We start from the raw sequence: 12,440 nt of genomic DNA, 5'->3' as shown, positions 1-12,440 counted from the left end.
AGTTCTACCCATACCGCACAGCAAAAGGCCGGGCACTGCCCGGCCTTTTGCGTTCTGCAAGGACTCAGAGCCTTACATGGTCACGCAGATCTTGCCGAAATGCTTGCCGCTTTCCTGATGGCGGAAGGCGTCGGCCAGCTGATCGAGCGGGAAGCGCCTGTCGATCACCGGGCGCACGCCCAACACGTTCAGCGCGCGCACGAAATCCAGCTGGTGCTGGCGCGAGCCGACGATGAGCCCCTGCAGCCGCTGCTGACGGCTCATCATGAGCGCGGTCGGGATCTCGCCCGAGAAGCCGGTGAGCACGCCGATCAGCGCAAGATGCGCACCCGGCCGGCCCGCAACGATGGATTGCGACAGGGTGGCGGGGCCGCCGACCTCGACCACGATGTCGACACCGCGCCCGCCGGTGAGGCGCTGCATCTCCTCGCCCCACTCAGGCGTGGTTCGGTAATTGATGACGTGATCGGCGCCCAGTTCGCGCAGGCGCTCCAGCTTGTCGTCCGAGGACGAGGTGGCGATCACCGTCGCGCCCATGGCCTTGGCCAGCTGCAGCGCGTAGATCGACACGCCCCCGGTGCCAAGCACGGCCACGGTGTCACCGGCCTTGAGCCCACCATCGACGACGAGCGCCCGCCACGCGGTAAGGCCCGCGGTGGTGATGGTCGCCGCCTCTTCGTGGGACCAGCCCTCGGGCGAGAAGGTGAACCACGACGCGGGGAGGGTCACCCGCTCGCGGGCATAGCCGTCGCGGCCGTCGCCCGGGGTGGTGGCAAAGCTGCTGGGCTTGTCATCGCCGGTCTGCCATTCGGGGAAGAAGCAGGACACCACGTTGTCGCCCACGGTGAAGCCTTCGACGCCGTCGCCAACCGCCTCGATCACGCCGGCACCGTCGGCCATGGGAATGCGCCCGTCGGGCAGCGCGCCCTCGACCGCGCAGACGCGGTAGTCGTGGTAGTTGAGCGAACTTGCGTGCAGCCGCACGGTGATCTCGCCCGCGCCGGGGGCCGCAGCGTCCGCCACGTCGGCCGTCACGAGGTTGTCCAGCCCGCCGGGCGCCTTGATCGTCACTTGTTTCATGTTTCTGCCTTTCCGTATTCCCGCCCCGCCGCCCTGACCGGCGGCGGGGCTGTATATCTCATTGCTTAGGGTAGCGCCTGCAAGCAGATGGCAAGCACGATGCCGTGGGCCAGCCTTCGGGTAGAATGCGGATCAACGACCGCTCAGGAGGTGGCCGAAGACATCGCGAACGCTCTGGAGCGGGTCTCTCGTCGGTACGGCGCAGCCCAGGACCGGGCGCGGACAACGGAAGGTTGCCAAATGTCCCCCGGTGGCACAGAGTGCACGGGTCACGCCGCCCCTGTCGCGAGAGAGGCATGAAGGATGACCATCCAGCTCAGTCGCATCGACCCCGAACACAACATGCGCCGCTTCTACCGCATCCGCATCCAGCCCGGCCTGTTCGGGGACTGGTCGCTGATCCGCGAATGGGGCCGCATCGGCACATCGGGCCAGAGCAAGGAAGACTGGTTCGATACCGAAGCCGAGGCCAAGGATGCCCGCTTCAAGCTGCAGATGCAGAAGTCCCGGCGCGGTTACGACTAGCGCTCTACTGACCCGGCAGTGCCGTGGCTGCCTCGTATTCATCCCCTGAAAGTTCAGCGGTCTCATAGGCTTGCAGCTTCTTGAACTGCTGCTGCACATCCTCGGCGAAGAAGGCGGCGGCGATGGCGCGGCCCAGCCGCTTGGCGCCAACGCTGACAGCCGGAATGTCCCCCGACACCTTGCCGTGGCTCAGCATCGCCGCATCATTGAAGCAGTGGATGCGCCCAAGCTCCGGGCAGGTGCCCGGAGTCTTCTCGAGGAAAGTGAAGTCCGGTGCGAGATAGGGCGCGCTGCCCAAGGGGCCATCGGGGGAGACATCCTTCGGGAAATCGGGCCGATCTGACCACGATAACACGTGCGGCGCGATCTGAGACAGTTCGGCACGGTCCGCGAAGTCGTTGCGAAAGCCCGTCCCGGCAATGAGGAAATCGGTGGTGAAACTGCCGCGCGACGTGTCGATGCGCAGTCTTCCCCCGTCTTCCGATGCCCCGGTGAGGGCGCAACCAAGGTGGAAATGGGCGTTCTCGTGTTCGGAAACCCGGCGCACGGAATGGCTTGGCGGGGGCACCTGTTGTTGCGCCGCGTAGCCGTGGATCTTCAGCTTCCAGTGGTCGGGCAGGGACCCGAGCCCCAGTTCCGTGCCGGGACTGCCGATGCCAGTGAGCTTGTTCACCGCGGGGAGACGAGAGCGGCGAATGAGCAGGTCGACACGGGCAGCCCCGGACTCGAGTGCGGCGGCGGCGTTGTCCATTGCGGAGGCGCCAGCCCCGACCACGACGATGTCGCGGCCCTCGAGTTGTCTGAAATCGATATCGTCGGCGCTATGCGCCCAAAGGTGCCCCGGCACGCCTTTGAGCGCCTCCGGCACGGCCCCGCCCCCGAGGCCGGAGCGCCCCGTGGCCAGCACCACGCGCCGCGCGGTCACCACTTCGGTGCCCGAGGGGCCGTCCAGCGTGACGCGCAGCATGTCGCCGTCCCCGCGCAGGTCCGAAAGGTGGGTGTCGTTGCGCACGGGCAGTGTCAGGACGCGCCGGTACCAGCGCAGGTAGTCCATCCATTGCCCTTTGGGGATCTTGCCAAGGGCCTCCCATGCGTCCCGGCCCCATTGCGCGGTGAACCACGCGCGGAAGGTCAGAGCGGGCAGCCCCAGCGCCGGGCCGGTCAGGGTCTTGGGCGAGCGCAGGGTGCGCATCCGGGCAAAGGTGTCCCACGGCCCCTCGAGCCCCTCGGGGGCGGCGTCGATGGCGAAGCTGTTGTCGATCCCGAGCATCCGCAGCTCGGCCAGCGCGGCAAGCCCGCACATGCCCGCGCCGATGACCAGAACGTCGGTCACGCCCTCCCGCGCCGGCACCCAGGGGGCGGCGGGCAGGCAGAGCGCTTCGAGGTCCTCGGCGAGGCGGGTTTCAAGATCGGCAAGGCTCATGCGCTGATCCTTTCATCCGCGGCATGACGGAAGCGGGCGGTGGCCGGATCGCAGCGGTAGTCGGCGGCGCGGGTTTCGGCCTCCTGCGCAAGGCTGGCGACGCCGAACAGGATGCGCGTCACCTCGTCCTCGGAATGCAGCCACGACAGGTTGAGACGGACCCAACCGGGCTTGTCCATCTCGTGCCCTTCGGACAGGCGCGAGAACAGCGCGTCCGAGCCGTCCTCGTCGATGCCCAGCAGGGCGTGGGCGTAGGGGCCGGCGCAGGCGCAGCCACCGCGCACCTGGATGCCGTGCAGATCGCTGAGCATGCGGGTGAACAGCTGGTGGTGGACGTAGCCTTCGGCACCGCGCACCCGGAAGGACAGGATCGGCAGCGCCTCGGCCCCCGAGCGATCGAGAAGTTCGATCTGCGGCACGTGCTTCCATGCCTCGAGCGCGCGGGCCCGCAGGGCGTGGTCGATGCGCCCGATGCGGGCGGCGCCCACCGCATCCTTGACCAGCATCACCAGCGCGGCACGGATGTCGCCGACGACGTTGGGCGTGCCGCCTTCCTCGCGGGCCTCGACCCGGGCGGAATAGTTGTGCTTCCACGGCGATACGAAGGTCACGGTGCCGCCCCCCGGCGCGGTGGGGGTGGCGCGCTGCACGATGCTGTCACGCACCACCGCCACGCCGGAGGCACCCGGCCCGCCGGGGAACTTGTGGGTGGAAAAGACGATGGCGTCCTTCTTGGCGTCCGGCGCGGGGGACATGTCCATGGGCAGGTAGGGCCCGCCGCCCGCGTAATCCCAGATGGCCAGCGCGCCGTGCGACTTGAGCAGCCGCGTCACCGGGTCAGGGTCCGTCACGATGCCGGTCACGTTCGACGCCGCCGAGAAGCTGCCCACCAGAAGGTCGGCCTTGTCGTTGGCCTTGAGCAGGTCGCGCAGATGCGCGAGGTCGACACCGCCCTTGCCGGGCCGCGCGACCAGCACCTCGGCGCCGCTTTCGCGCCACGGCAGGATGTTGGAGTGATGCTCGTAGGGGCCGTGGATCACCACCACCCGTTCCCCGGCGCGCACCCGGTCTTCGATCCGCAAAAGCCGCGCGATGCGGTTGAGCCCCGCCGTCGCGCCCGCCCCGGCAAAGATCACGTGCCCATCGGCACCCGCGCCGGTAAGCCGCGCGATGGTGGACCGGGCCTCTTCGCGCATGCGGGTCATCGCCTCGCCGGTGGCAGACGCCTCGGTGTGGCTGTTGGCGTACCAGGGCAGCACCTCTTCGGCGACGAAGGCTTCGACCTGCCGCAGCGCCCGCCCCGAGGCGACGTAATCGGCATACAGCATCGCCTTGGTGCCATAGGGCGTCTCGAACGGCATGTCGCGGCCGATGAGACCGGCCTGCAGCTGGTCGAGGATGTCAGCGCGATCAAGCGACGCGCGGAAACGGGCGAGGGGGGTCATCTTGGGGAGGTCCTCAGGTTGCGACGGTCATCTTCTCGATGCCGTAAAGGCGATCGGCCACCACCAGCGCCACGACGGCCAGCAGAAGCTGCAGCGTGGACAGAGCGGCGATGGACGGATCGAACTGGTGTTCCATGTAGGCCAGCATGACCACCGGCAGGGTGTTGGTCTGGGCTGAGCCGAAGAAGTAGCTGACCGGCAGGTTGTCGAAGGAGGTGAGGAACGAGAACAGGCTGCCCGCCGCGATGCCGGGGCGGATCAGCGGCAGCGTCACCTCGCGGAAGGTGGTCAGCCGGCTTGCCCCAAGGATCATCGCGGCCTCTTCATAGGCGGGCGGGACCGCGCGGTAGACCGCCGACACGGTGCGGATGACGTAGGGAAGGCAGATCACCGTGTGGACGATGGCAAGGCTCAGGAACGATACGCCAAAGCCAAGCGCCGACAGGAAGAACAGCGAGGCGAAGCCGATCACGATCATCGGCATGGACAGCGGCGACAGCAGGAAGGTGGTGATCGCCGTGGCCCAGCCCGACCGCGCGCGGCTGAGGTAGAGCGCCGCGGGGATGCCCAGCAGGCAGGAGGCCACCGTCGCCACCACACCCAGCCACAGGCTGGTGATGAGGCTGTCGATGAACGGCTCGTACTCGAAGATGCGCGCGAACCATTTCAGCGACCAGCCCGGGATCGGGAAGGCGGCATAACCGGCTTCGGTGAACGAGATCACCACGACCACCGCGATGGGCAGGATCATGAAGACGAAGAAGGCGATGGTGAAGACCCACAGGGCGATGTCCGAAAGCCTCATCTCACACCCCCTGACGGCGCAGCAGCCGCAGTTGCAGCCACAGGCAGGCCAGCGCGATCACCAGAAGGATGGTGCTCATGGTCGATGCCAGCGCGAAATCCCGGGTGGTGTTGAACTGCTGGTAGATCAGCAGCGGCAGCGTCTGGAACCCGCCGCCCAGCAGCACCAGCGTCACGAACGAGCCGTTGGCGATCATGAAGACAAGGATCGCCCCGGTGCCGATGCCGTCCACGGTCAGCGGCAGCGTCACCTCGAAAAAGGTGCGGATGCGCGACGCACCCAGCATCAGCGCGCCTTCTTCAAGCCTGCGGTCGACCCCTTGCAGCACCGACGCGATGGACAGCACCGCGAAGGGCACCAGCACATGCACCAGCGCCGCGATGGCCAGCCCCGGCGTGTTGAGCCAGCGCAGCGGCGCGTCCAGCAGCCCAAGGTCCGTGACCAGCCACTGGTTCACGAGGCCGCGCCGCGCGAACAGCACCTGCCAGCCAAACGTCCGCATGATGATCGACGTCAGCAGCGGCGCGATCAGGAAAAAGATCATGAGGCCCGAGAACCGCCCCGCCTTGCGCACCAGCACATAGGCCACCGGGTAGGCGATCAGCACCGAGATCAGCGTCACCGCCGCCGACAGGATCACGGTCTCGGCGATCACGCCAAGGTAGAAGCTGTCGGTCAGGAAATCGGTATAGCGTGACAGGGTAAAGCCACCCTCGCCAATGAACGAGCGCGCGGAATTGTCCACCAGCGGCATCACGAAGAACACCGCGAGGAAGATCAGCGCCGGCGCCAGCAGCAGGGCGCGCCGGGCGCCGGGGGAGAGGTTAACGGTGGGCGTCATGAGGCCTCCGGGTCAGAAGGGTGCCCCCGCCCGGTGGGCGGGCGAGGGCAGCGAGATCACATGCCGATCTCGCGGTTCCAGCGGTCGATCCACTCGTTGCGCACGCGGGCGATGTCCGCGTAGGGGGGCAGGTTCGCCTCCGCCAGCGGGGTCACGCGCGATGCGAGCTTTTCGGAGTATTCGACTTGGGTGTTGGTCACGCCGTAGTTCAGGATCTCGGCGAACTTGGCCTGATTGCCCGCGTCGAGCACCTCGTTGAGGTAATCCCACGCGAGGTCCGAGGCGTTCTTGGGCTTCTGGATCGCAACGGCGGTCATCGCGCCGCCCTCTTCGGGGTTGATGAAGTCGATCCAGTCGACGCCCTCGTCCACGTGGTTCCAGGTGCGGCCGTCGAAGTAGATGCCAAGATCCGCCTCGCCCGAGGCAAGGTGGTTGAAGAAGTCGTTCGGGCCGGCCCAGAAGACGAGGTTGTCCTTCATCTTGGCCATCGCCTCGAAGAACGGGTCGACGTTGTCCACGTCACCGCCAAGCGCGTTGTTCAGCGCCCAGAGGAAGAACACCGTGGTCGGCCCGTAAGAGATCGACGGCACAGAGGCGATGAACTCGCCGGACGACACACGTTCTACGAAATCGGCGAAGCTGCGGGGCGGCTCGGACACGATCTGCTTGTTGTAGGTGATGCCGCCGACGCCGTAGTCGAAATAGGTGCCCTTGCCGAGGCAGGCGTCGGTGAACTCCTGCGGGATGTACTGCAGGTTCGGCAACTTCTCGGTGGTGAAATCATCCATAAGGTCGCCCTCGGCGGCCAGAACCGCGAGGTCCGGCGACATGATGAGCACGTCGAGCGGCGGCTGCTCGGGGGAGGCCTCGACCTGCGCGAGCCACTGGGCCGGACCGCCGAGCGACACGGTGGCCGAGGCCCCGGTCTTTTCCTCGAAGGGCGCGACGAAGCATTCGCGGATCGCCTGTTCCCAGACGCCGCCATAGGCGGTCACGTTGAGCGTGCCGCCCTGCGCACGCAGGGGCAGGCCCGACAGGCCGAGCAGGGCCGTGGTGGCACCGGTGGTGCCAAGGAAGCGGCGGCGGTTCATTGTCATGGTCTTTCCTCCGTTGAATCGTTGGTCGTTCAAAGCTTCTGAAGCGCGGCGGTCAGCCTCTTGCGGGCGGTTTCCGCCTGCGCCTCGCTCACTGCACTGCGCGGGAAGCTGCTGGGCAGCTCCGCCAGCACGGTCTCGAAGATCTCTCGCCGCCGGGTCTGGCGCTGCGACAGCGGCAGGGTCAGCAGCGCGGCGTTGAGCCGGTCCATGGCGGCGGGGGCAAAGACGCCGTCCCATGCGTCACGCTCGGGGCCAAAGACGGTGCCTTCGTTGCTGCCCGCGGTGCGGCGCAGGTCGGCGGTTGCCTCCGTGTCGAGGCGGCCATCGATCAGCACCACGCCGTAATCCCGCTTGGCGGTCTGCTCTGTGACGAACCCGGCCTCCACATCCGCAATCACGGCTTGCGCGTCGCGGCGCATCGGGTCGCCAAAGCCGCCCGCGCCGGGGGTGCGGAAGGTGACGATATCGCCCGCCTGAACCTCGAGAAGGTCGATCTTGCCAAGGCGACGCTCGCGCGGGGCGCCCTCGTTGATGACCAGCGATCCGGGCTGGCCGGGCTGGCCGCCCGACTGGCCCCAGGGCCGGAACATCAAGCGTTCCATGCCGCGGCCCAGCACGTGGCTGCCGTCGGTCAGTACCTTGAATCTCAGCTCCATGCCGCAGCCGCCGCGCCATTCTCCCGCGCCGCCGCTGTCGGGGCGCAGACCGTAATGGAGCACCTCGACGCCCAGCTCGGCCTCGACGGTCTCGACGGGGTTGTTGGCAAGGTTGGAGATGCCGCTGTCGCGGCCGTCCACACCGTCATGTCCGCGCCGCGCGCCGGTGCCGCCGATCAGCGGTTCGATCACCTGCACCATGCGGCCACCCGTGGCCTTCGGCTCGCTCATCACGATGGGGATGACGGTGCCGGAGGCCGCGGCGGGCATCACGTCCGGCAGGGCCAGCCCGAAGGCGCCGTTGAGAATGTCGTTCACCCGGATCGCGGCGGCATGGCGCACGCCGGTGGCCGCCGGTTCCTCAGGATTCACGAGGCTGCCCAGCGGCGTGTGGATCGACAAGGGCCGCAGCAGGCCCGCATTCAGCGGCGCGGAGCGGTCCAGCGTCTGCACGAGCGCCAGCATCCGCAGCGTCAGCCACGCATGGGGCCGCCCGCAGGACGGGATGTTCATCGCCGTCGCCACCTGCGGATCGGAGCCGGTGAAATCGAGATGTACCTTGCCATCCGCGATCTCCACCGTCACCGCGAGGCGCACGGGCAGGCGGCTGGCCGCGTCGTCGTCGAGATAGTCGGAGAAGCTGTACTTGCCTTCGGGCACCGTGCGCAGCACCGCCTCGGCCTTGCCGGCGGCGTAGGACATGAGCGCTTCGGGAGCGTCTCTAAGCGTCTGCGTACCGTGCTGCCCGACCATCTGTTCGACGCGCCGCCGCCCCGTCGCCAGCGCGGCCAGCATGGCGCGGATGTCTCCCATGTTGGCCTCTGGCGTGCGGGAGTTGGCATCGAGGAACAGTTTGACCTCGGGCGCCATCTCACCCTTGCGGATGAGCTTGACCGGCGGGATGCGCAGGCCTTCCTGGAAGATCTCGGTGTTGAGCGGCGAGATCGACGACGCCACGCGCCCGCCCACGTCCGAGCAATGCACGAAGCACCAGCCATAGGCGACGATCTCGCCATCATGGAAATAGGGCTCGATCATGTGCAGGTCGGGCAGGTGGGTGGCAAGACCCGTGGACCGGTAGGGATCGTTGGTGAGGATCACGTCACCCGGCTCGAGCGCGCCTTGGGTGTCGATCACAGATTGAATGGCGGGCAGGCATTCCAGCCCGACAAAGCCCGACACCCCGATGGAGCGCGGGTAGGCATAGAACCGGCCGTCGAGCCCGGCGAGGGCACAGGCGAAATCGGCGGTTTCCTTGACATAGAGCGTGCGGCCCGTGCGTTGCAGCGTAAGGCACATTTCCTCGGTCACCGAGGCGACCTTGTTGCCGAGGATTTCCAGAAGGACGGGATCGAGGCTCATGCGGACGCCCTTTCAATGAGGAGGTTGCCTTGGGCGTCCACCGATGCAGCCCATCCGGGCAGGATGACGGTGGTGGTCTCGGGCTGCTCGACCACGGCGGGGCCAGGGATCTGTGCGCCCGCGCCGAGGGTGGCGCGATCATGCACCGTGGCCTCGACCCACGCGCCCTTGTGGAAGAGCGGGCGGCGGGCCTTGACGGGCGCGCCGTCTCCGGTGGCCTCTGAGGCGGCAAGGGGCTGGCCCGCGCCGATCATGGCAAGGCGGATGGTGCCGATCTCGACCGGGGCAACGGTGTCGCGGAAGCCGTAGATCCGTTCGTGTTCGCGGTGGAAGGCCTCGGCCCAGTCGACGACGCCATCGAGCGACACCCGCAGCTCGTAGGCCTGTCCGGCATAGCGCATGTCGGCAGAGCGCTCGACCCGGCGGTCGGCCAGGTCCGGCAGCTCGCCCTCGAGCCATGCGACGCCTTCCGCTTCGAGCGCGGCAAAGGTGGTTTCGGCCATCTGCGCGGTCTCATCGCTCAGCACCGACCGGAGCGAGCGGACGAAGTCCCGGCGCAGGTCGGCGCCTGCCGCGCCCATGGCGCAATAGGCCCCGGCGGCCTGAGGCACGAGGATGCGGGCGATGCCGATTTCCTCAGCCAGAAGGTTGGCGTGGGTCGGGCCGGCACCGCCGAAGGGCAACAGCACGAAATCACGCGGATCGAGGCCGCGTTCTGCCATCGTGCGGAAGAGCGAGCCGGCCATCCCGGCAGAGGCCACGGCCAGCGCGCCTTCGGCAAGACGGGCAGCGGTGTCGTCGCCATCGAGGCCGACACGGGTTGCCACCGCTTTAAGTGCCTCGAGCGCCGCGGCACCGTCAAGCGGCATGGCACCGCCGCCGAAATTGGCCGGGTCGATGTAGCCCATGGCGATGAAACAGTCGGTGACCGCAGGCTCGGTGCCGCCACGCCCGTAGGACACGGGGCCGGGATGCGCCCCGGCGCTGTGCGGGCCGACCTTCAGCACACCCTGCGCATCCGCCCAGACGACAGACCCGCCACCGGCACCGATGGCATTGACGTCGACCACCGGCAGCACGAGGGGCAGCCCGCCGATATCGGTGCGCGTTGCGATCCCCGCGGTGCCGTCCGTGGCAACCGCCATGTCCGACGAGGTGCCGCCCATGTCGAAGGTGATGATGTTCTCCATCCCCGACTGTGCCGCCTGCCGCACGGCAGCCATCACCCCCGAGGCAGGACCGGACAGGATCGTCTCCACGGGCCGCGCCACGGCGGAGCCCACCGACAGCGAACCACCGTTCGAGGCGGTCACCAGTAGCGGCGCGGTGACGCCGATCCGCTCCAGCCCCTCGGTGAGACGGGCGAAGTAGGCATCCATCAGCGGCTGGATATAGGCGTTGAGACACGCCACGAGGGTGCGCTCGTATTCGCGGATTTCCGGCCAGATCGCGGCGGCGGACGAAATCGGCAGTGACATGCGCTGTGCCAGCGCGTCCGCGATGCGGGCTTCGGCCTCGGGGTCGGCATAGCCGTTGATCAGCATCAGTGCCGTGGCGTCGAGGTTGAGCGCACTCAGCTCGGCGGCGACGCGGTCCAGCTCGGCCTCCGACGGCGCGCGGGTGAGCTTGCCGTCGCGGTCGAAACGGGCGTCGATCTCGACCACGCGGGCGCGGGGGACCAACGGCACCTCCTTGGTCGCGTGCAGGTCGAACGAGGACGGCATGCGGCAACGCGCGATCTCGAGGATGTCGCGGTAGCCCTTGGTGACCACGAGGCCGATGGCCGCCCCCCGGCGCTGGATGATCGCGTTGAGCCCGATGGTGGTGCCGTGCATGAGCCCGCCCACGTCGGAAGCAGACATGCCCTCGCGGGCAAGGAATGCGGCAAGACCCTCGATCAAGGCCCGCGACGGATCGTCGGGGGTCGAGGGTTCCTTGTACAGCGCCACGCGCCCGGTCACGGCGTCGGCCATCACGAAATCGGTGAAGGTGCCGCCGACGTCGATGCCGATGCGCAGCCGTCCGGTGGACCCTTGTGCGAGGTCTTTCATCTCTTACTCCTTCGGCGCGGGGCCGGTGACGAGAACGCCATGTTCCACCGGCCAGCCCACGGCCACCTCAGCCCCGACCCCAAGGCTGGTTTGACCCAGCGCGGTGTCGGCCTGCCGGTAGGCGATGATCTCGGTGCCGGAGCCGTCCAGCGTGACGTGATAGGCGGCATAGGCGCCCCGGAAACTCGCGGCGGTGATGCGTCCGCGCAGGCCCTGCGGCAGGGCGGCGGCGTCCTCACCCAGCACCACCCGCTCGGGGCGCACCGACAGGGTCGCCGTATCGCCCGCAGGCCGGGCGGGCAGCGACAGCGCGCCCGCATCGGTCATCAGCAAGCCGTCCTGCACCCGCCCGTCGAAAAGGTTGGCGTTGCCGAGGAAGGTGGCGACGAAGGCGGTCTCGGGCCGGTCGTAGATGTCGTTCGGCGCACCCAGCTGCAGGATGCGCCCGCCATGCATGACGGCGATCTGGTCGGACATGGACATCGCCTCTTCCTGGTCATGGGTGACAAGAAGGGCGGTGATGCCGAGCCTTTGTTGCATCTCGCGGATCTCGAACTGCATGGATTCGCGCAGCCCCTTGTCGAGCGCGCCGAGCGGCTCGTCGAGCAAAAGCACGCGGGGGTTGACCACCAGCGCCCGCGCTAGCGCCACCCGCTGCTGCTGCCCGCCGGATAGCTGCGCGGGATACATGTCTTCGCGGCCCGACAGGTGCACCATGTCGAGCATGCGCTTCACTTCGTCCGCCTGAACCTGTTTCGAGGCACCGGACATGCGCAGGCCGAAGGCGATGTTCTCGCCCACGGTGCGGTGCGGGAACAGCGAATAGCTTTGGAACACCATGCCTAGGCCGCGTTTGTTCGGGGGCAGGCGGGTCATATCGTCACCGCCGATGGTGATCTGGCCGCTGTCGGGACTGTCAAAGCCCGCGACCATGCGCAGCGTCGTGGTCTTGCCGCAGCCCGACGGCCCCAGCAACGACACGAGCGCGCCGGGCTCGACCGACAGATCGAGGCTGTCGACTGCCGTGAGCGGGCCGAAGGTCTTGCGGATCGCAGTCAGCGTCAAGGTGGAGGAGGTATCGGTCATGCGGGCTCCATCAGGTCTGACGGCAGAATTGTAGCGCTACAAAAAATTTGTAAAGAGAAATCATCCACC

Annotated in this window: 10 protein-coding genes; 1 reads left to right on the top strand and 9 read right to left on the bottom strand. The window is 67.8% G+C overall.

Annotated features, from left to right (window positions below; all coding sequences use genetic code 11):
- Positions 1-72: 72 nt before the first annotated feature.
- On the bottom strand, positions 73-1,080 hold the full coding sequence (locus tag IEX41_RS19100) for a zinc-dependent alcohol dehydrogenase family protein (RefSeq protein ID WP_188791918.1): 1,008 nt from the start codon (positions 1,078-1,080) through the stop codon (positions 73-75).
- A gap of 303 nt (positions 1,081-1,383) precedes the next feature.
- Between IEX41_RS19100 and IEX41_RS19095 the strand changes: the two genes are divergently transcribed.
- A complete protein-coding gene (locus tag IEX41_RS19095; protein ID WP_188791917.1) occupies positions 1,384-1,605 on the top strand; it encodes a WGR domain-containing protein in 222 nt (73 codons plus the stop codon).
- Between the two features lie 4 nt (positions 1,606-1,609).
- Here the strand turns inward: IEX41_RS19095 and IEX41_RS19090 are convergent, their stop codons facing one another.
- The 8 genes from IEX41_RS19090 to IEX41_RS19055 are packed head-to-tail and all read right to left on the bottom strand — an operon-like array spanning position 1,610 to position 12,371.
- On the bottom strand, positions 1,610-3,028 hold the full coding sequence (locus IEX41_RS19090) for an NAD(P)-binding domain-containing protein (RefSeq protein ID WP_188791916.1): 1,419 nt from the start codon (positions 3,026-3,028) through the stop codon (positions 1,610-1,612).
- Positions 3,025-4,473: an aminotransferase class V-fold PLP-dependent enzyme gene (locus IEX41_RS19085; protein ID WP_188791915.1), complete on the bottom strand. Its 1,449-nt coding sequence runs from the start codon at positions 4,471-4,473 to the stop codon at positions 3,025-3,027. Before IEX41_RS19085 ends, IEX41_RS19090 begins: the two co-directional genes overlap by 4 nt.
- Positions 4,474-4,486: 13 nt before the next feature.
- Positions 4,487-5,278 (bottom strand): ABC transporter permease, encoded by a 792-nt coding sequence (locus tag IEX41_RS19080; protein WP_188791914.1) that lies wholly within the window; start codon positions 5,276-5,278, stop codon positions 4,487-4,489.
- A 1-nt stretch (position 5,279) separates the two neighbouring features.
- Complete coding sequence (locus tag IEX41_RS19075; RefSeq protein ID WP_188791913.1) at positions 5,280-6,119, bottom strand: ABC transporter permease; 840 nt, start codon at positions 6,117-6,119, stop codon at positions 5,280-5,282.
- 56 nt (positions 6,120-6,175) lie between these two features.
- A complete protein-coding gene (locus IEX41_RS19070; protein WP_229673374.1) occupies positions 6,176-7,216 on the bottom strand; it encodes an ABC transporter substrate-binding protein in 1,041 nt (346 codons plus the stop codon).
- 29 nt (positions 7,217-7,245) lie between these two features.
- Positions 7,246-9,234, bottom strand: a complete 1,989-nt coding sequence (locus tag IEX41_RS19065; protein WP_188791912.1) for a hydantoinase B/oxoprolinase family protein — start codon at positions 9,232-9,234, stop codon at positions 7,246-7,248.
- Positions 9,231-11,285: a hydantoinase/oxoprolinase family protein gene (locus IEX41_RS19060; RefSeq protein ID WP_188791911.1), complete on the bottom strand. Its 2,055-nt coding sequence runs from the start codon at positions 11,283-11,285 to the stop codon at positions 9,231-9,233. Before IEX41_RS19060 ends, IEX41_RS19065 begins: the two co-directional genes overlap by 4 nt.
- A 3-nt stretch (positions 11,286-11,288) precedes the next feature.
- Positions 11,289-12,371: an ABC transporter ATP-binding protein gene (locus IEX41_RS19055; protein ID WP_188791910.1), complete on the bottom strand. Its 1,083-nt coding sequence runs from the start codon at positions 12,369-12,371 to the stop codon at positions 11,289-11,291.
- Positions 12,372-12,440 lie beyond the last annotated feature (69 nt).

Source organism: Salipiger pallidus, from assembly GCF_014643635.1.
GTDB lineage: Bacteria > Pseudomonadota > Alphaproteobacteria > Rhodobacterales > Rhodobacteraceae > Salipiger > Salipiger pallidus.
Note: the sequence above shows the minus strand (reverse complement) of the source record. Positions and strands in the feature narration are given on the sequence as shown.

Bases quoted from the DNA above. Each gene is read 5' to 3' on its own strand.
- IEX41_RS19085 (WP_188791915.1), bottom strand. From the start codon at position 4,473: ATGACCCCCCTCGCCCGTTTCCGCGCGTCGCTTGATCGCGCTGACATC.
- IEX41_RS19060 (WP_188791911.1), bottom strand. From the start codon at position 11,285: ATGAAAGACCTCGCACAAGGGTCCACCGGACGGCTGCGCATCGGCATC.
- IEX41_RS19100 (WP_188791918.1), bottom strand. From the start codon at position 1,080: ATGAAACAAGTGACGATCAAGGCGCCCGGCGGGCTGGACAACCTCGTG.
- IEX41_RS19055 (WP_188791910.1), bottom strand. From the start codon at position 12,371: ATGACCGATACCTCCTCCACCTTGACGCTGACTGCGATCCGCAAGACC.
- IEX41_RS19070 (WP_229673374.1), bottom strand. From the start codon at position 7,216: ATGACAATGAACCGCCGCCGCTTCCTTGGCACCACCGGTGCCACCACG.
- IEX41_RS19090 (WP_188791916.1), bottom strand. From the start codon at position 3,028: ATGAGCCTTGCCGATCTTGAAACCCGCCTCGCCGAGGACCTCGAAGCG.
- IEX41_RS19095 (WP_188791917.1), top strand. From the start codon at position 1,384: ATGACCATCCAGCTCAGTCGCATCGACCCCGAACACAACATGCGCCGC.
- IEX41_RS19065 (WP_188791912.1), bottom strand. From the start codon at position 9,234: ATGAGCCTCGATCCCGTCCTTCTGGAAATCCTCGGCAACAAGGTCGCC.
- IEX41_RS19080 (WP_188791914.1), bottom strand. From the start codon at position 5,278: ATGAGGCTTTCGGACATCGCCCTGTGGGTCTTCACCATCGCCTTCTTC.
- IEX41_RS19075 (WP_188791913.1), bottom strand. From the start codon at position 6,119: ATGACGCCCACCGTTAACCTCTCCCCCGGCGCCCGGCGCGCCCTGCTG.